We start from the raw sequence: 18,423 nt of genomic DNA, 5'->3' as shown, positions 1-18,423 counted from the left end.
AGCGTCGAGTGCGCGGTGCCCTCGCCACTCGCGGGACACGCCGTAAACCCGTCCATGGGGGCTCGATGGCGGCATCCATGCCGCCAACGGTCCCGCAATCGGCGAGGACACCGCACCAGAGAGTTCGCTGCCGGTTTTTTGAAGAGCGAGGAAACCACGCCGGACATGGTGCTGACCGCTTTGTCGAAACTCTGAGCACCGACTAGCTCGACTGGTCCTTGCCCGCTCACCGTCGCAGGACCCTTGGCGGCATGGATGCCGCCACGGAGCTGACATGGACGTACTTGCAGCGTGTCCTGCGATGGTGGGCGGGCAAGGGCCCTGCAGCACACTTGCAGTGTCGAGGGCGCGGTGCCCTCGCCGCTCGCGGGACACGCCGTGAACCCGTCCGTGGGTGCTCGATGGCGGCATCCAAGCCGCCAACGGTCCCGCAATCGGCAAGGACACCGCACCATGCAGGCGGCTGGTTGCTCTGCCGAAGAACGAAGACATCGCGCCAGAACCTTGCTGGTTGCTGCGTCGAGAGCTCTGCACATCGACCATCACGACTGATCCTTACCAGCGATCCGCAGACAAGTTTTGTCAGCGGCACTTAAAGATTCGGGTTTGCCGCCGATATCAAGGCGACGCCGGGACAACCCTCCGGGCTTCTTCCCGCTACCACTGTGCTTGTGCCCATGTCCCAAGGCGATACCTCCGAGCTGGACCACGACGCCGATCACCTTGCCGAAGGTGACGAACGCTATCTGCTGCGCAACAAGCGGCAGATCCGTGGTTTGCTGCGTCAGCTGCTCGATCAACGCGCCGTGGTGACCCTGCACGTGGCCGGCCGCGACATGGCCGTACCCACCGCCGTGCTCGACGTGGACGAAGACGACGACTGCGTGATCCTGGACGGCAGCCACAACGACACCTCCAACCGCGCCATCGAGGATGCCAAGTACCTGCTCTGCTATGCGCAGCTGGAGCGGGTCAACGTGCGCTTCCGGCTGGAAAAGGCCGAGCGCATCGAACGCGACATCCATGTCGCCTTCCGCGCCGACCTGCCCGACGCGATGTACCACATGCAACGCCGCGAGTCGTACCGGCTGGAAACGCCGATCACCGACTCGCCGGTCTGCATCATCCGCCAGGACGAAGCCGAAGGCGGCAATCTCAACCTGCAGCTGCGCGTGATCGATATCAGCAGCGGCGGCCTGGCGGTCTCGCTCACTGCCGGCATGCCCCTGCTGGAACCGCAACGCACCTACCGCAACTGCACCCTGCAGCTGCCTGACACCGCGCCGATTTCGCTGCCGCTCACCGTCTGCAGCCAGCACAAGCAGACCCTGCCCAACGGCAGCGAAGGCTTCCGCGTGGGCATGCAATTCAGCGACCTGCCGCGTGGCGCCGACGAAACCATCCAGCGCTATATCTTCCGGGTCGACCGCCAGCGCAATGCGCGCAAGAGCGGCGTGTTCTGAACCCGACCGTACCACGGCAGCCACGCACCTAAAGTTGCGTAGCGCCGCGCCGATGTTGCTATGGCAGCCTTTTCAACCCAGTGCCGCAACCTGACACTCAGCCGAAACGCCCGGAGTTTTCATGAACGACAAAAGCACTGCCACCGGCACCGGTGGTGAATTCCTCAGCTTCGCCCTGGGCGAAGAACACTACGGCGTGGACATCCTGAAAGTGCAGGAAATCCGCGGCTACGATTCGGTCACCCGCCTGCCCGACGCGCCCGACTACATCAAGGGTGTGATCAACCTGCGCGGCACCATCGTGCCAGTGATCGACCTGCGCCTGAAGCTGCGCCTGAAAGAAGCGCGCTACGACGCCTTCACCGTGATGATCGTGCTCAACGTCGAAGACCGCGTGGTCGGCATCGTGGTGGACAGCGTCTCGGATGTGATCCCGCTCAACGACGATCAGATCCGCCCCACCCCCGAATTCGGCGCCTCGGTCGACACCCGCTTCATCTCGGGCATCGGCACCCAGGACGATCGCATGCTGATCCTGCTGGACATCGAAACCTTGCTGGACAGCACCGAGCTGGGTCAGCAGCTGACCGAAGAAGCCGCCTGATTCAGGGTGGTTGCGTGCGGCGACCTGCGGTCGTCAGAGGGATGCGGTGATCGGCAGGCGCGGCGATGCAACAGGTATGCATCGCCGCGCCTGTATCTCCGGCAGCCTTCTGACGGCCGCAGTGATTTATGCCCTAAGCGCATACCACCATCCGGTGTCAGGAGCCTCCCGACACGCGACGCACCGCTAAATAGAAGTGCGATACACCTCACGTTTTTTGGATTCAAGTTGAACCCCGGATAGCCGATAGCTGAATAGAAGCCCGCGTTCATAAGCGGGTCACCGTTCGACTTTCGATTCTGGAGAATCCCCAATGAAGTTCCTGCTCTCGCTCCTCCCCGTCGCTGCTCTCGTGATCGTTGCCCCCACGCTGTCGGCCCAGTCGCAGGAAATGATTCCGCCGGAGATGGCCACCCGCTTCGTCGGCAAGGACGGCATGGTCTGCGGCAAGGTCGAAAAGGCCAAGTACGCGCAGAGCTCGGAGGGTGAGCCCACCTTCCTGTACATGGGCGGCATGTTCCCGCGCCATACCTTCTCGGCCCGGATCGATGGCGCCAACCGCGGCAAGTTCAGCTTTGCCCCGGAAACCCTGGAAGGCAAGGACGTCTGCGTCCTGGGCAAGATCCAGCGCGACAGCTCGCGCGCCGAAATCGAAGTCAGCTCCCCGGCCAGCCTGAAGCTCGCCACCATCAAGTAATCGCATCGCACATCGCCACGCCCATGCGTGGCGATGTGCTGTCTGGATTATGCGGACTGACTTTTACGGGGGAATCGTGTCAATGCAATGGATCAATAATCTGAAATTGATGCCGCGGCTGATGCTGGCGTTCGGCATCGTGCTGCTGATCATGCTGGTGCAGGGAATCATCGCGTACTCGGGGCTGGCATCGCTCAACAACGTGACCCGCGACCTGGCCGGCAACACCATGTCCAGCGTGCGCGAAGCCGGCGATCTGCGCGGCATGCTGGGCGAATACCGGAATGCGTCTTATCAAAATCTGGTGCGCGCCAGCGATGCGGTCAAGCAGGAAGCCAGGGTCCGCGCCAAGAAGCTGCACGGCGAAATCGAGGCCACGATCAAGGGCTACCCCCGCCTGATCGAAAGTCCGCAGCAGAAAAAACTCTTTGACGTGTTCGTCGCCGACTGGAAAAAGGCCTCGGCCTCGTACGCCAGCGTCGATGAAATGATCGAGCTGAACCTTCCCGACGATGCCATCGATACCTTTGTCGGCGAGACCCGCACCCTGCACAACAAGGCCAAGGATTCGCTGGCTGCGTTGATCGCCGAAGACAACCTGCTGGCGCAGGCAGCCAAGACCAAGGCCGAAAAGGTCCACGCAACTTCAGTCAGCCTGACCCTGATGGTGTTGCTGATCGGCATCGCCGGCGGCCTGGGCCTGGCGTTCCTGTTCGCCCGCTCCATCGTGCGCAGCATGCGCGGTGCGGTGAGCACCGCCACCGAGATCGCCGGCGGCAAGCTGGATGGTCAGATCAACGTGCAGGGCCAGGACGAAGTGGGCGAACTGATGCGCTCGATGCAGCGCATGCAGCGCGACCTGAAGGAGCGCATCGAACGCGATCAGAAGATCGCCGACGAGAACCTGCGCATCCGCACCGCACTGGACAAGTCGTCCACCGGCACCTTCATCACCGATCCCGATCGCGTGATGATCTACGCCAACGACGCCTTCAAGAAGATCGTGACGCAGTACGAAAGCAGCATCCGTCTGGCATCGCCGGAGTTCGATGCGAGCAAGGTCATCGGCCAGCACATCAGCTACCTGGGCCTGTCGGATGCGACCGTACGCAAGGCCATCGCTGCGCTGGAACGCGACGGCGTCACCAGCTTTGAAGAGCGCTTCGGCGAAGTCGTGCTGGCGCAGACCGTCACCGGCATCAAGAACGAGCAAGGCGAAACCACCGGCGAAGTCTGCGAATGGCGCGACCGCACCATCGAAGTCCAGGTCGAAGAAGAAGTCGCCCGCATCGTGCGCGCCGCTGCCAGCGGCGACATGAGCGGCCGCGTCGACACCGACGGCAAGCAGGGCTTCTTCCTGCAGCTGGCGCAGCAGCTCAACGGCTTGCTGGATGCCAACGCCGGCAGCCTGGAGCAGATTTCCACGTTGTTGTCTGCATTGTCGCGCGGCGATCTGACCGTGCGCATGCACGGGCAGTTCAGCGGCGTGTTCGCGCAGATGCGTGACGATGCCAATGCCACCGCCGAACAGCTGGCCGACATCGTCGGCCGCATCAAGCTCTCTTCCAGCGCAATCAACTCGGCAGCCGGCGAAATCGCCTCGGGCAACAGCGACCTGTCGCACCGCACCGAACAGCAGGCCGCCAACCTGGAAGAAACCGCCGCCTCGATGGAAGAGCTCACCTCCACCGTCAAGCAGAACGCCGAAAGTGCACGTCAGGCCAATCAACTGGCCATCGGCGCGACCGGTGTGGCCTCGCAGGGCGGCGAAGTGGTGTCGCAGGTGGTCACCACCATGTCCGGCATCGAAGCCTCGTCCAAGAAGATCGCAGACATCATCTCGGTCATCGACGGCATTGCGTTCCAGACCAACATCCTGGCGCTGAACGCCGCGGTGGAAGCGGCACGTGCCGGCGAACAGGGTCGCGGCTTTGCCGTGGTGGCCTCGGAAGTGCGCACGCTGGCACAGCGGTCGGCCGGTGCGGCCAAGGAGATCAAGGGACTGATCGACGACTCCGTGCACAAGGTGGCCGAAGGCTCGGCGCTGGTGCGCAAGGCCGGTGCGACCATGGCAGAGATCGTGGCCAGCGTGCAGCGCGTGACCGACATCATGGGCGAGATCTCCGCTGCGTCGCAGGAACAGTCGGCCGGCATCGAGCAGGTCAACCAGACCATCACCCAGATGGACGAAACCACCCAGCAGAACGCTGCGCTGGTGGAAGAAGCCACCGCCGCCGCCCGCTCGATGGAAGAGCAGGCCGGTCATCTGGCCGAAGCGGTGTCGGTGTTCAAGCTGGACGAGTCGGCCGCGGTTGCGCAAGCACGTGTCCGCCCGGTCGCCTCGCGTCCGGTTGCGGTCAAGACCGCGGCCAAGCCGACCGTGCGTGCAGCCGCAGCGCCAGCGCGCACTGCCAAGCCACAGGCCGCACTGGCCGACGGTAACTGGCAAGAGTTCTAAGACCTCACCGCTGTCGCCCCGCAACGCCCCGGCACCGCCGGGGCGTTGCATTTGTGCCTCTCGCAACGACAGGCAGTCTTCACCCCGGCGCCTGCTCCCTGCACGCCGCCGCGCCGCACCGTCGATGCGACACCGAACCCAACCGCAGCGATCGTCGGATTGGCGCTTCAGTTGCATGACTACATGGCCGATATCCAGTAATAGCTCACGACGTGTATGGATATGACGACTACGACTCCCGCTTCAGACACGCGCGAATTCGACTTCGGCGACCGCGACTTCAAGCGCGTTTGCGACCTGATTTACCAGCGCGTCGGCATCTCGCTGGCGCCGGCCAAGCGCGACATGGTGTACGGCCGCCTGTCGCGGCGCCTGCGCGTGCTCGGGCTGCGCTCGTTCCGCGACTATCTGGACCAGCTGGAAGCCGGCAACGACGAAGAAGAATGGCAGGCATTCACCAACGCACTGACCACCAACCTGACCTCGTTCTTCCGCGAGCCGCACCACTTCGACAAGCTGCGCGAAGAACTGCAGAAGCGGGCCTCACAGGCATCGCTGAAGATCTGGTCGTGCGCGGCGTCCACCGGTGAGGAGCCCTACTCCATCGCCATCACCGCCTGCGAAGCCTTCGGCACGCTGACCCCGCCAGTGAGTATCGTCGCCACCGATGTCGACACCCAGGTGCTGGAAACCGCCTCGCGCGGCGTCTACGCCATCGACCGCGTCGCCTCGCTGGACGCTTCGATCAAGCGCAAGTACTTCCAGCGCGGCAGCGGCCCCAACGAAGGCAAGTGCCGGGTGATCCCGGCGCTGCGCCAGCTCATCGAATACCGCCAGTTGAACCTGCTGGCACCGCGTTACGACGTCGGCGGCCCGTACGCGGCGCTGTTCTGCCGCAACGTGATGATCTATTTCGACAAACCGACCCAGCGCGGCATCCTGTCGCGTCTGGTCAGCCACATGGGCGACGACGGTCTGCTCTACACCGGGCATTCGGAGAATTACCTGCACGCGGCCGACCTGATCCAGCCGTGCGGACGCACGCTGTATCGGCGCGCCCCGCGTTCGGGAGCATCTGCATGAGTACTGCCGTGCAGGTCGACGACGTGATGCGCTACCGCGATTCGCGGTTCCAGACCATCACCGCCAAGCTGCTGCCGACCCAGTATCTGGTGGTGGACGACGACACCGCGTTGACGACCACCTTGGGATCGTGCGTTGCGGCCTGCTTGCGCGACCCGGTGCTCAAGATCGGCGGCATGAATCACTTCCTGCTGCCCGAAGGTCAGGTCGGCGACGGTGCACCGGCGCGCTACGGCAGTTATGCGATGGAGTTGCTGATCAACGACATGCTCAAGCGCGGCGCGCATCGCAAACGCATCGAAGCCAAGGTCTTCGGCGGCGCCAACGTGCTCAAGGGCTTCACCAGCAACCCGGTCGGCACCCGTAACGCCGAATTCGTGCGCCAGTACCTGCAGGCCGAGCACATTCCCATCATTGCCGAAGATCTGTGCGGCATCCATCCGCGCAAGGTGTGGTTCTTCCCGACGACCGGCCGGGTGGTCGTGCAGCGTTTGCCGCACGCGCACGAAGCCGAGGTCGCCGCCGCAGAATCGGCCGTGCGCGCCCGTCTTTCCAAAGCACCGGTCACCGGTGGAGTGGAGTTGTTCGAATGACGCTGGAAACTCCCGTTCGTGTCCTGATCGTCGACGACTCGGCAGTCGTCCGCCAGATGCTCACCGAAATCCTCTCGCGCGATCCCGGCATCGAAGTCATCGGCTCGGCCGCCGACCCGATCCTGGCGCGCGAAAAGATCAAACGCCTCAACCCGGACGTCATCACGCTGGACGTGGAAATGCCGCGCATGGACGGGCTGGTGTTTCTGGAGAATCTGATGCGCCTGCGGCCCACGCCGGTGGTGATGATCTCCTCGCTCACCGAGCGCGGCGCCGATACCACCTTGCAGGCCTTGTCGCTGGGTGCGGTGGACTTCGTGTCCAAGCCCAAGATCGACGTCGCACGCGGCCTGGAAGGCTATGCCGAAGAGATCGTCAGCAAGGTCAAGATGGCCGCCAAGGCCAAGGTCAGCGCGTTGCATCGCCCCAGCACGCCCAAGGTCACTCTGGACATGCAATCGGCACCGGTGCCCGGCAGCGCGCTGCGCTTCCGCACCACCGACCGGCTGATCGCCATCGGCGCCTCTGCCGGCGGCACCGAAGCGCTGCGCGTGGTGCTCGAACACATGCCGGCCGATGCGCCGGCGGTGGTGATGACCCAGCATCTGCCGGCCAGCTTCAGCACCGCCTTTGCCGAGCGCCTCAATCGCCACTCGGCGATGTCGGTGCGCGAGGCCAGCGACGGCGAAGCGATCCTGCCCGGTCACGCCTACCTGCCGCCAGGCGGCCAGCACCTGCGCATCATCCGCGACGGCGCCCGCTGGCGCTGCCGCATCGACGACGGCCCGCCGGTCAACCGCCACAAGCCGGCGGTGGACGTGCTGTTCCGCTCCGTTGCCGCCAACGCCGGCCCGAATGCGGTCGGCGCCATCCTCACCGGCATGGGCGACGACGGTGCGCGTGGACTGCTGGAAATGCTGCAGGCCGGCGCGCCCACCCTGGTGCAGGACGAAGCCAGCAGCGTGGTCTGGGGCATGCCCGGGGCCGCCTACAAGCTGGGCGCCGCCCAGGAAGTGGTGCCGCTGGAGCGTGTCGCCGAACGCCTGATCGCCTTGTCGGCACAGGCGCGCTGATTGCCCATGCGTGCCCCGCCCCCGCATCCGACCGATCCGCCGCCGCACGCCGGTGCGCCGGACACCGTTCCGAACACGGCGACGGATGCGTGGGCGACGGCGGAACTGGTCGGCGACACCTCGTCGGTCAGCGCATTCGAGGATGCGCGCGCGGCCGGGCCGATCAGGCCCGGCCCGCTCACCGCCGGCATGGCCAAGCCGGGCGAAGCGCCCGACGACCGCCGTTCGCGCCTGCTGGCCGAAGCGCTGGATGGCAGCAGCAGCGCCATCCTCATCTGCGACCTGCAATCGCGCCTGCTCTACGCCAACGATGGCTTCCAGCGCATGTTCGGCTACACCGAAGCCGAACTGGTCGGTCAGCGCCCGTCGGATGTGTTGACCCGCGCGCAGAGCGACCAGGGCGAAGTCGCGCGCATCCGCGAGCGCGCCGATGCCCTGCAGCAGACCCGTGCCGACCTGCTGGTCTATCGCAAGGACGGCTCGCCGTTGTGGATCTCGCTCAACTTCAACCCGATCTACGACGCCCGACATAATCCATCGCATTACGTGGCGGTGCTGACCGACATCACCGACACCAAGATGCACGAAGTGCTGCAGCACCGCGTGCTGGAAGCGCTGGTGCAGGAGCGCCCGCTGATCGAGGTGATGACGCTGATCTGCAGCGAGGTCGAACGCATCGCACCGGAAGTGTGGGCCACCGTCATGAGCGCCGACAACCAGGGCTACCTGAACTCGCTGGCCGCACCCAGCCTGCCGCCCGAATACGCCGACGCCGTCAACGGCCTGAAAATCGCGCCCGGTGCAGGTGCCTGCGGCACCGCTGCCTGGCGTGGCCGTGCGGTGATGGTGGAAGACATCGCCACCGACCCGCTGTTCGCCGCCTACCGCGAGCTGCTCCTCCCGATGGGTCTGCGCGCCTGCTGGAGCACGCCGATCCGCTCCAACAGCTCGCGCGTGCTTGGCACCTTTGCGCTGTATTACCGCAAGCCGCAGCGCGCCGACGCCTGGCATGTGCGGCTGACCGAGTTGTGTCAGCAGCTGTGCACGCTGGCGCTGGAGCGCGAGCAGATCCGTCAACGCGTGCATCAACTCGCGTTCTACGACGCACTGACCGGCCTGCCCAACCGCATCATGTTCAGCGCGCGCGCCGAGCAGGCGCTGACCCAGGCCGAGTACGCCGCCGAGCCGGCCGCGTTGATGTTCATCAACATCGACCGCTTCAAGCTGATCAACGACAGTCAGGGCCATTCTGCCGGCGACGGCCTGCTGCGCGACGTCGCGCTGCGCATCGGCGAGCAGCTCACTGCCACCGCCATGCTGGCACGCGTGGCCGGCGACGAGTTCGCACTGGCCCTGCCGCAATGCAGCGCCGAACAGGCCAGCGCCACGGCCGAGCGCCTGCTGGGCACCATCGCCGGCCCGCTGTCGGTGGGCCACATGACCGTGCATCCGTCAGCCAGCATCGGCGTGGCGATGTTTCCCGAAGACGGGCGCGACATCAACATCCTGCTGCGGCATGCCGATCTGGCGATGAATCGCGCCAAGAAGGAAGGCGGCGGACGCTTCCGTTTCTTCAGCTCCGACATGAATCGCATGGCGCAGGAGCGCGTGGCGCTGGAAGCGGAGTTGCGCCAGGCCATCGGCCGCGACCAACTGCAGCTGCACTACCAGCCGCAACTGCATAGCGCCGCACCGCACGCGCTGTATGGCGTGGAAGCGTTGCTGCGCTGGAATCATCCGCAACTGGGCGCGGTTTCGCCCGCACGGTTTCTGCCTGTCGCCGAAGAGCAAGGCATGATGCCGCAGCTCAACGCCTGGGTCCTGCGGCGGGCCTGCGAGCAGGTGGCCGACTGGCGTCTGCGCGGCGTGCCGGTCACACGCGTTTCGGTCAATCTGTCGGCCAGCGGCTTCGAAAGCCCGCGCATGCTTCCCGACCTGCTTCGGTTGATCGCCGACACCGGCGTGCAGGCCTCCGACCTGACCCTGGAATTGACCGAAAGCGTGATGCTGTCCGGCCAGCCGGGCGTGCTGGAAAACCTGCACGCCATCCGCGAAGCCGGCATCTCGTTATCGCTGGACGACTTCGGCACCGGCTATTCCAGCCTGAGCCATCTGCACCGCCTGCCGATCGACGAACTCAAGCTGGACATGAGCTTCGTCCGCGATATCGAACACAGCGAAGACGCGCGCGCCCTCACCACTTCGGTGCTGCGCATCGGCGAGCACCTGCGCAAGCACGTCGTCGCCGAAGGCGTGGAAAACGAAGCTCAACGCCTGTTCCTGGCCGACCTGGGCTGCGAAGTCCTGCAGGGCTACCTGTTCTCGCGTCCCCTCCCGGCCCCGGCACTGGAAGCCTGGCTGGGCGCGCAACCGTAGCGACGCAGCATCCAGACGATCGCAGTACCTCTCAGCCCCTCTCCCTCCGGGAGAGGGGGTGGGGTGAAGGGACGGCCATCCGCACCCGCTGCAGCGCACGTACCCTCATCCGCCCTGCGGGCACCTTCTCCCGGCGGGAGAAGGAAAGCAGCTAGGGGCACTGAAGGAAGGCAGCTGCCGGCACTGGAAGCCTGGCTGGGCGCGAAGACGCAACGACACAGCGACCAGACGATCGCAGCACCTCCAAGCCCCTCTCCCCCGGGAGAGGGGTTGGGGTGAGGGTACGGCCACACATCCTGCAGCGCCCGTACCCTCATCCGCCCTACGGGCACCTTCTCCCGGCGGGAGAAGGAAGCAGCTACTGGCACTGAAGGAAGGCAGCTGCCGGCACTGGAAGCCTGGCTGGGCGCGCAAACGTAACGACGCAGCGACAGACGATCGCAGCACCTCTCAGCCCCTCTCCCCCCGGGAGAGGGGTTGGGGTGAGGGTACGGCCGCCCAGACATCCTGCAGCGCCCGTACCCTCATCCGCCCTACGGGCACCTTCTCCCGGCGGGAGAAGGAAAGCAGCCGGGAGACGGGAACCAGCTGCAAGCCATCTCAGCCCATCGGCAATGGCCTGGCGGTCCAGGCACGCACGTCATCCCGCGCGCGCCCTCCCCGCTGCGCCCTCACGACAAGGTGCGTTTGAACCACCCGAGCAACTGCGCATTGACGAACGCCGGATTCTCCAGCGATGCGATATGCCCGGCATCGGGCACCAGCTCGTAATCGCAGCAGATCGCCTCGGCCATCATCCACACCTCTTCCGGCGGCCGCGCAACATCTGCGTCGCCACCGAGCAGGAAGGTAGTGGCAGGATCCAGCGCAGACATCGCATCCAGCCGGTCGGCACGGCCGAAGACCAACCGGCCCAGCGGCACGATCGACGTGCGCAGCTGCTCGGCCGTCATCGCCGCCAGGCGCTGCGCGAACGCAGCCGGCAGCGCCGAGGTCAGATCGATGCCGGGGCGGAAGAAGATCGGCACGATCGCTTCGATCAGCGCGGGCGTCACCTGCCCCGCCGCCTCGATCGCATCCAGCATCCCAAAGTAGCGCGTACGCGTGGCCTGCGGCTCCGCACCCAGGAAGGTATCCATCAACACCAGGCTACGCACGCGCTCCGGCGCCATCAGGGCGAGTTCGGCGCCCCACATGCCACCCACCGACAGGCCCACCACCGCGCACTGCGGCAGCTCCAGCGCGTCCAGCAGGCCAAGCATCTGCCGGGCAAGATCGTCGATTCCCTGCGTGCCTTGCGGCAGTGCGCCCGATTGCCCGTGCCCCCACAGCTCCGGAACGATCACCTGGTAGTGCTGCGAAAGCGCCTGGATCTGCGGCTCCCACATCGCTGCGTCCCACAGATAGCTGTGGCCGAGCAGAATCGGAAACCCTTGACCGTGCTGCGTGTAGTGGAGTGTGTGACCTGCGATCGTGCAAGAGGGCATCGGCATCGACATAAATGGGAGGGCGGCGGAACTCTAGACCTCTCCACTTCAGAAAATTGTTGCAGCGCGACAAGTGATTTAACTGCGATTTGTTTTGACGCCCATCACACCAAAAATGCGACGAAGTCATGGCCTGATAAACGAAAAACGCCCGGCAGTACCGGGCGTTTCGAGGTCCATCCGATCCCGCCGGATCAGGCCGCGACGGTATCCGCCACGTCCTGGTATTCCTGGATCCGATCGAAGTTCATGTAGCGGTAGATCTGATCGCCACTGGTCTTGATCACGCCCACATCGGCCATGTACTCGTCCTTGGTCGGAATGCGGCCCAGACGCGAGCAGATCGCCGCCAGTTCCGCCGAACCCAGGTACACATTGGTATTGCGACCCAGGCGGTTGGGGAAGTTACGCGTGGAGGTGGAGAACACCGTGGCGCCCTCGCGTGCCTGCGCCTGGTTGCCCATGCACAGCGAGCAGCCCGGCATTTCCATGCGTGCACCGGCCGCGCCGAAGGTGCCGTAATGGCCTTCCTTGGTCAGCTCGGAGGCGTCCATCTTGGTCGGCGGCGCCACCCACAGACGGGTCGGGATATCGCGCTTGCCTTCCAGCAACTTGGCAGCGGCACGGAAGTGCCCGATGTTGGTCATGCACGAACCGATGAACACTTCGTCGATCGCCGCACCGGCGACCTCGGACAGCGTCTTGACGTCGTCCGGATCGTTCGGGCACGCCACGATCGGCTCGTGGATGTCGGCCAGGTCGATCTCGATGACGGCGGCGTACTCGGCGTCGGCATCGGGCTGCAGCAGCTGCGGATCGGCCAGCCACTCTTCCATCTTCTTGATGCGGCGGCCCAGGGTGCGCGCATCGGCGTAGCCTTCGGCGATCATCCAGCGCAGCAGGGTGATGTTGCTGGTCAGGTATTCGATGATCGGCGCCTTGTCCAGGTGCACGGTGCAACCGGCCGCCGAACGCTCGGCCGAGGCGTCGGACAGTTCGAACGCCTGCTCCACCTTCAGGTTCGGCAAGCCTTCGATTTCCAGGATGCGGCCGGAGAAGATGTTCTTCTTGCCCTGCTTGGCCACGGTCAGCAGACCGTCCTTGATCGCGTACAGCGGGATCGCGTTGACCAGGTCACGCAAGGTCACGCCCGGCTGCATTTCGCCCTTGAAGCGCACCAGCACGCTCTCGGGCATGTCCAGCGGCATCACGCCGGTGGCGGCCGCGAAGGCCACCAGACCGGAGCCGGCCGGGAACGAAATCCCGATCGGGAAACGGGTATGCGAGTCGCCGCCGGTGCCCACGGTATCGGGCAGCAGCATGCGATTGAGCCAGCTGTGGATCACGCCATCGCCCGGACGCAGCGACACGCCGCCACGGGTGGAGATGAACTCCGGCAAGGTGTGATGGGTCTTGACGTCGACCGGCTTCGGGTAGGCGGCGGTGTGGCAGAACGACTGCATCACCAGATCGGCCGAGAAGCCCAGGCAGGCCAGGTCCTTGAGCTCGTCGCGGGTCATCGGGCCGGTGGTGTCCTGCGAGCCCACCGAGGTCATCTTCGGCTCGCAATAGGTGCCCGGGCGCATGCCCTGGCCTTCCGGCAGGCCGCAGGCGCGGCCGACCATCTTCTGCGCCAGCGAGAAGCCCTTGCCGGTGTCCGGCGGGTCCATCGGCAGGCGGAACAGATCCGAGGCCGGCAGGCCCAGGAACTCGCGCGCCTTGGCGGTCAGGCCGCGGCCGACGATCAACGGAATGCGGCCACCGGCGCGCACTTCGTCGAACAGCACGTCCGACTTCATCGCGAACTCGGCGATCACCTGCCCGTTCTTCAGCGCCTTGCCGTCGTACGGACGCAGCTCGACCACATCGCCGTGCTCCATCTGCGATACGTCCAGCTCGATCGGCAAGGCGCCGGCGTCTTCCATCGTGTTGTAGAAGATCGGGGCGATCTTGCTGCCCAGGCACACGCCGCCGAAGCGCTTGTTCGGAATGAACGGAATGTCTTCGCCGGTCCACCACAGCACCGAGTTGGTGGCCGACTTGCGCGAAGAACCGGTACCGACCACATCGCCCACATAGGCGACCAGGTGGCCCTTGTCCTTGAGATCGGCAATGGCCTGGATCGGGCCGCGCTTGCCGTCTTCTTCCGGCTCGAACGCCGCGCCGTCGCGCTTGTTCTTCAGCATCGCCAGCGCGTGCAGCGGGATATCCGGGCGGGTGGTGGCATCCGGAGCCGGCGACAGGTCGTCGGTATTGGTCTCGCCCGGCACCTTGAACACGGTGACGGTCATGCTCTGCGGCACCTCCGGCTTGCTGGTGAACCACTCGGCATCGGCCCAGCTCTGCAGCACGGACTTGGCGTGCGCGTTACCGGCTTCGGCCTTTTCCTGCACGTCGTGGAAGGCGTCGAACACCAGCAAGGTGTGCTTGAGCGCTTCGGCGGCGGTGGCGCCCAGCTCGGCGTTGTCCAGCAGGTCGATCAGCGGCTGGATGTTGTAGCCGCCCAGCATGGTGCCCAGCAGCTCGGTCGCACGCGTGGGGCTGATCAGTGCGGTTTTTTCGGTGCCAAAGGCGACAGCGGCCAGGTACGAGGCCTTGACCTTGGCGGCGTCGTCGACGCCGGCCGGCACGCGCTGGCTGAGCAGCTCGACCAGGAATTCTTCTTCGCCCGCCGGCGGAGCCTTCAACAGCTCGATGACCTCGGCGGTCTGCTGCGCGGTCAGCGGCAGCGGCGGGATACCGAGCGCGGCGCGCTCTGCAACGTGGTGGCGATAGGCTTCCAACATGCGGGTTCTCCAAAAAGGACAGCAGTGAATGTGTAAAAGGTCAGGCGTGGATCGGAAGACGTGGATCAGGCAACGGGCTTGGGGACGGTGATCTTCAAGCCCTTGAAGTAGTCGCGGAAGAAGCCCTCGTCGCGGGTGATCAACCCATCGCACTGGAGCATCGCGTGGGCGCCGATCAGGAAATCGGCCACCACCCGCTCGCGTTTGCCGCCGCGCGCGCGGAAGCGCTTGTTCATATGGCCGGCGCGCACCGCCGCCGCTTCCTGGGTGGCTTCGTAACGCACCCCGATCGAGGCTAGGGTTTCCATCAGGTCGACCTGGGTGTCGAGCATGGCCAGCACCTCGGCCACCACCGCATCGCAGACCACCACTTCGTCGCGCGCCAGCGCATCGCCGATGCAGATCTCCGACACCTCGCCATACACCGGGTCGCCGATGAGGATGTCCAGCAACACCGAGGAATCCAGGGCGATCATGGGTCGAACGGATCTCCGGGCGCGCGGCCGCGAATGGCGCGCATGGCCTCGTCGGTGCTGGTCAGGCCATCGACCAGCTTGAACTTGCCGCGCACCTTGCGCAGCGCCTCGCTGACATCTTTGCGCAAGATGATGCGGCCACCATCGAGTTCGATCTTGAGGGTGGTGCCCTTGGTCAGGCCCAGGGCATCGCGCACGGCCTTGGGCAGCGTGATCTGTCCGCGTTCGGCAACGGTGGCTTCCATGAGCATGCTCCAGAAAGTATGCACGCATGATACGTACTTGCGGGATCGTACTCAAGCCGGCAGATCGACCTGGACACACCGTGCGTACACACTGAATTGCTCAGAATGGCCCCCTACCTAAAGCCTTCGACGCCATAGGAGTGATGCATGAGCGATTCCTTTTCCACCCGCACCTCATTTGAGGTCCACGGCAAGCGCTACGACTATTACAGCCTGCCCAGACTGGGCGAGCGCTTCGATATCGGCCACCTGCCCTACTCGATGAAGATCCTGCTGGAGAATCTGCTCCGGCACGAGGACGGCGGCGTGACCGTCGGCAAGGACCACATCGAGGCGGTTGCCAAGTGGGACCCGAAGGCTGAGCCCGATATCGAAATCGCCTTCATGCCCGCGCGCGTGGTACTGCAGGATTTCACCGGCGTGCCCTGCGTGGTCGATCTGGCCGCGATGCGCGATGCGGTGGTCAAGCTCGGCGGCAAGGCCGACCAGATCAACCCGCAGATCCCCTCCGAACTGGTCATCGACCACTCGGTGCAGGTGGACGTGTTCGGCAAGCCCGACGCGCTCGACCTCAATGGCAAGATCGAATTCCAGCGTAACCAGGAACGCTACGGCTTCCTGCGCTGGGGCCAGAAGGCGTTCGAAAACTTCAAGGTGGTGCCGCCCAACACCGGCATCGTCCATCAGGTGAACCTGGAAAACCTCGCCCGCGTGGTGATGAGCGCGGACAAGGACGGCAGCCTGGTCGCCTATCCCGATACCGTGTTCGGCACCGACAGCCACACCACCATGATCAATGGCATCGGCGTGCTGGGCTGGGGCGTAGGCGGCATCGAAGCCGAAGCCGCGATGCTGGGCCAGCCCTCCTCGATGCTGATTCCGCAGGTGGTGGGCTTCAAGCTCAGCGGCAAACTGCCCGAAGGCGCCACCGCCACCGATCTGGTGCTCACCGTCACCCAGATGCTGCGCAAGGCCGGCGTGGTGGGCAAGTTCGTCGAGTTCTTCGGCGAGGGCCTGCAGCACCTGCCGCTGGCCGACCGCGCCACCATCGGCAACATGGCACCGGAATACGGTGCCACCTGCGGCATCTTCCCGGTCGACCAGGAGTCGCTGACCTACCTGCGCCTGTCCGGCCGCAGCGAGGAGCAGATTGCGCTGGTGGAAGCCTACGCAAAGGCGCAGGGCCTGTGGCACGACGCCAACACGCCGCCGGCGCAGTACAGCGCCACGCTGGAGCTGGACATGGGCGAGGTCAAGCCGTCGCTGGCCGGCCCCAAGCGTCCGCAGGACCGCGTGCTGCTGGAAGACATGCAGTCCAATTACCGCGAGAGCCTCAAGCCGTTTGCCGAGGCACGCAGCAAGCGCCTGGGCGACATCAAGCAGGAAGATCGCCTGAAGAACGAAGGCGGTGGCGGCACCGCGGTCGGCGCCAAGGCGGCCCAGGCCGAAGGCGCGGCCGACAGCGGCGCCGGTTGGCAGCTGCGCGATGGCTCGGTGGTGATTGCCGCCATCACGTCCTGCACCAACACCTCCAACCCGGCGGTGATGCTCGGTGCCGGCCTGCTGGCACGCAACGCGGCGGCCAAGGGTCTGAAGGCGCAGCCGTGGGTCAAGACCTCGCTCGGGCCGGGCTCGCGCGTGGTCACCGATTACCTGAGCAAGGCCGGCGTGCTTGCCGACCTGGAAACGCTCGGCTTCTACGTGGTCGGCTACGGCTGCACCACCTGCATCGGCAATTCCGGCCCACTGCCGGAGGACGTGTCCGCCGCGATTGCCAAGGACGATCTGGTCGTCGCATCGGTGTTGTCGGGCAACCGCAACTTCGAAGGCCGCGTGCATCCCGAAGTCAAGATGAACTACCTGGCCTCGCCGCCGCTGGTGGTGGCGTATGCCATCGCCGGTACCACCGATATCAATCTCACTACCGAGCCGCTCGGCACCGGTAGCGACGGGCAGCCGGTGTACCTGCGCGACATCTGGCCGAGCAACAAGGAAATCGGCGACACCATTGCCGCCACCGTCGGCCCGGAGATGTTCAAGCAGAACTACGCCGACGTGTTCAAGGGCGATACGCGCTGGAACACCATTGCTTCCCCCGATGGCGCGCTGTACGAGTGGGATGCAGCCTCCACCTACATCAAGAACCCGCCCTACTTCGACGGCATGACCATGCAGGTGGGCAACGTGGATGACGTGCACGGCGCGCGCATCATGGGCCTGTTCGGCGACTCGATCACCACCGACCACATCTCCCCGGCCGGCAACATCAAGAAGGAGTCGCCGGCAGGACGCTTCCTGCAGGAACGCGGCGTGCAGCCGGCCGACTTCAACAGCTACGGCAGCCGCCGCGGCAACGACGATGTGATGGTGCGCGGCACCTTCGCCAACATCCGCATCAAGAACCTGATGTTCGGCGGCGAAGAAGGCGGCAACACGCTGTACTACCCCGCCGACGGCGGCCAGCCGGAAAAGCTGGCGATCTACGATGCGGCCATGAAGTACAAGGCCGACGGCGTACCGCTGGTGGTGCTGGCCGGCAAGGAATACGGCACCGGCTCCTCGCGCGACTGGGCTGCCAAGGGCACCAACCTGCTCGGGGTCAAGGCGGTCATCGCCGAGAGCTTCGAGCGCATCCACCGCTCCAACCTGGTCGGCATGGGCGTGCTGCCGCTGCAGTTCCTGGAAAACGAGAACGCCCAGACGCTGGGTCTGGATGGCTCGGAGGTCCTAGACATCACTGGCCTGCAGGATGGCGCCAGCCGCCGCGCGACCGTCGATGCCAGGAAGTCCGACGGCAGCGTCAAGCAGTTCCAGGTCAAGGTGCTGCTGCTGACGCCCAAGGAAGTGGAGTACTTCAAGCACGGCGGCCTGTTGCAGTACGTGCTGCGCCAATTGGCCGCCCGCAAGACGGCCTGATCCCTGGCCTGTTCCGCGTGACCGACATTCCCGCCGATTGGCGGGAATGTCGTTTATGGGTCCGGTGCGCGGGCTCTAAAACGCGTTTCATGGCGCTGCCTATCTGCGTCTAAGCACACTTGCCGAGCGGTAACGCATCGGTCTGCCGTGTCATCTGATGTCGCGG

The 18,423-nt window shown here is 65.2% G+C and carries 13 protein-coding genes; 9 read left to right on the top strand and 4 right to left on the bottom strand.

Annotation, left to right across the window (positions count from 1 at the left end; translation table 11 throughout):
- Nucleotides 1-677 precede the first annotated feature (677 nt).
- The 8 genes from Y887_RS01035 (at nt 678) to Y887_RS01000 (ending at nt 10,347) form a co-directional block, all read left to right on the top strand.
- Nucleotides 678-1,463 (top strand): flagellar brake protein, encoded by a 786-nt coding sequence (locus Y887_RS01035; protein WP_046962577.1) that lies wholly within the window; start codon nt 678-680, stop codon nt 1,461-1,463.
- 121 nt (nt 1,464-1,584) lie between these two features.
- Nucleotides 1,585-2,067 (top strand): chemotaxis protein CheW, encoded by a 483-nt coding sequence (locus tag Y887_RS01030; RefSeq protein WP_046962576.1) that lies wholly within the window; start codon nt 1,585-1,587, stop codon nt 2,065-2,067.
- A gap of 313 nt (nt 2,068-2,380) precedes the next feature.
- Nucleotides 2,381-2,764, top strand: a complete 384-nt coding sequence (locus Y887_RS01025; protein WP_003486337.1) for a hypothetical protein — start codon at nt 2,381-2,383, stop codon at nt 2,762-2,764.
- Between the two features lie 82 nt (nt 2,765-2,846).
- Entirely contained in the window at nt 2,847-5,222 is a 2,376-nt protein-coding gene (locus tag Y887_RS01020) for a methyl-accepting chemotaxis protein (protein ID WP_046962575.1), read from the top strand.
- Nucleotides 5,223-5,438: 216 nt separating this feature from the next.
- Nucleotides 5,439-6,305 (top strand): CheR family methyltransferase, encoded by an 867-nt coding sequence (locus Y887_RS01015; protein ID WP_046962574.1) that lies wholly within the window; start codon nt 5,439-5,441, stop codon nt 6,303-6,305.
- Nucleotides 6,302-6,898, top strand: a complete 597-nt coding sequence (gene cheD, locus Y887_RS01010; protein WP_024937701.1) for a chemoreceptor glutamine deamidase CheD — start codon at nt 6,302-6,304, stop codon at nt 6,896-6,898. Before Y887_RS01015 ends, cheD begins: the two co-directional genes overlap by 4 nt.
- Complete coding sequence (locus Y887_RS01005; protein WP_046962573.1) at nt 6,895-7,971, top strand: protein-glutamate methylesterase/protein-glutamine glutaminase; 1,077 nt, start codon at nt 6,895-6,897, stop codon at nt 7,969-7,971. Before cheD ends, Y887_RS01005 begins: the two co-directional genes overlap by 4 nt.
- Nucleotides 7,972-7,977: 6 nt before the next feature.
- Entirely contained in the window at nt 7,978-10,347 is a 2,370-nt protein-coding gene (locus Y887_RS01000; protein ID WP_046962572.1) for an EAL domain-containing protein, read from the top strand.
- Between the two features lie 671 nt (nt 10,348-11,018).
- On the opposite strand, the gene Y887_RS00995 is transcribed toward Y887_RS01000, so the two are convergent.
- From Y887_RS00995 to Y887_RS00980, 4 genes are all read right to left on the bottom strand, one after another.
- Entirely contained in the window at nt 11,019-11,834 is an 816-nt protein-coding gene (locus Y887_RS00995) for an alpha/beta fold hydrolase (RefSeq protein WP_046962593.1), read from the bottom strand.
- Between the two features lie 194 nt (nt 11,835-12,028).
- The gene (gene acnB, locus Y887_RS00990; protein WP_046962571.1) at nt 12,029-14,620 is read right to left on the bottom strand and encodes a bifunctional aconitate hydratase 2/2-methylisocitrate dehydratase; all 2,592 of its coding nucleotides are present in this window, start codon (nt 14,618-14,620) and stop codon (nt 12,029-12,031) included.
- 65 nt (nt 14,621-14,685) lie between these two features.
- Nucleotides 14,686-15,096: a type II toxin-antitoxin system VapC family toxin gene (locus Y887_RS00985; RefSeq protein ID WP_011259444.1), complete on the bottom strand. Its 411-nt coding sequence runs from the start codon at nt 15,094-15,096 to the stop codon at nt 14,686-14,688.
- Nucleotides 15,093-15,341 carry an AbrB/MazE/SpoVT family DNA-binding domain-containing protein gene (locus Y887_RS00980; RefSeq protein ID WP_016903180.1) on the bottom strand — a complete coding sequence of 83 codons (249 nt, stop codon included), beginning with the start codon at nt 15,339-15,341 and terminating at the stop codon, nt 15,093-15,095. The genes Y887_RS00985 and Y887_RS00980 overlap by 4 nt, the downstream gene beginning before the upstream one ends.
- A 147-nt stretch (nt 15,342-15,488) precedes the next feature.
- Here Y887_RS00980 and acnA point away from each other — a divergent pair, with 147 nt between their 5' ends.
- Nucleotides 15,489-18,257 (top strand): aconitate hydratase AcnA, encoded by a 2,769-nt coding sequence (gene acnA / locus Y887_RS00975; RefSeq protein ID WP_046962570.1) that lies wholly within the window; start codon nt 15,489-15,491, stop codon nt 18,255-18,257.
- The last annotated feature ends 166 nt before the right edge of the window (nt 18,258-18,423 follow it).

Source organism: Xanthomonas pisi DSM 18956, assembly GCF_001010415.1.
Lineage (GTDB): Bacteria > Pseudomonadota > Gammaproteobacteria > Xanthomonadales > Xanthomonadaceae > Xanthomonas > Xanthomonas pisi.
Note: the sequence above shows the minus strand (reverse complement) of the source record. Positions and strands in the feature narration are given on the sequence as shown.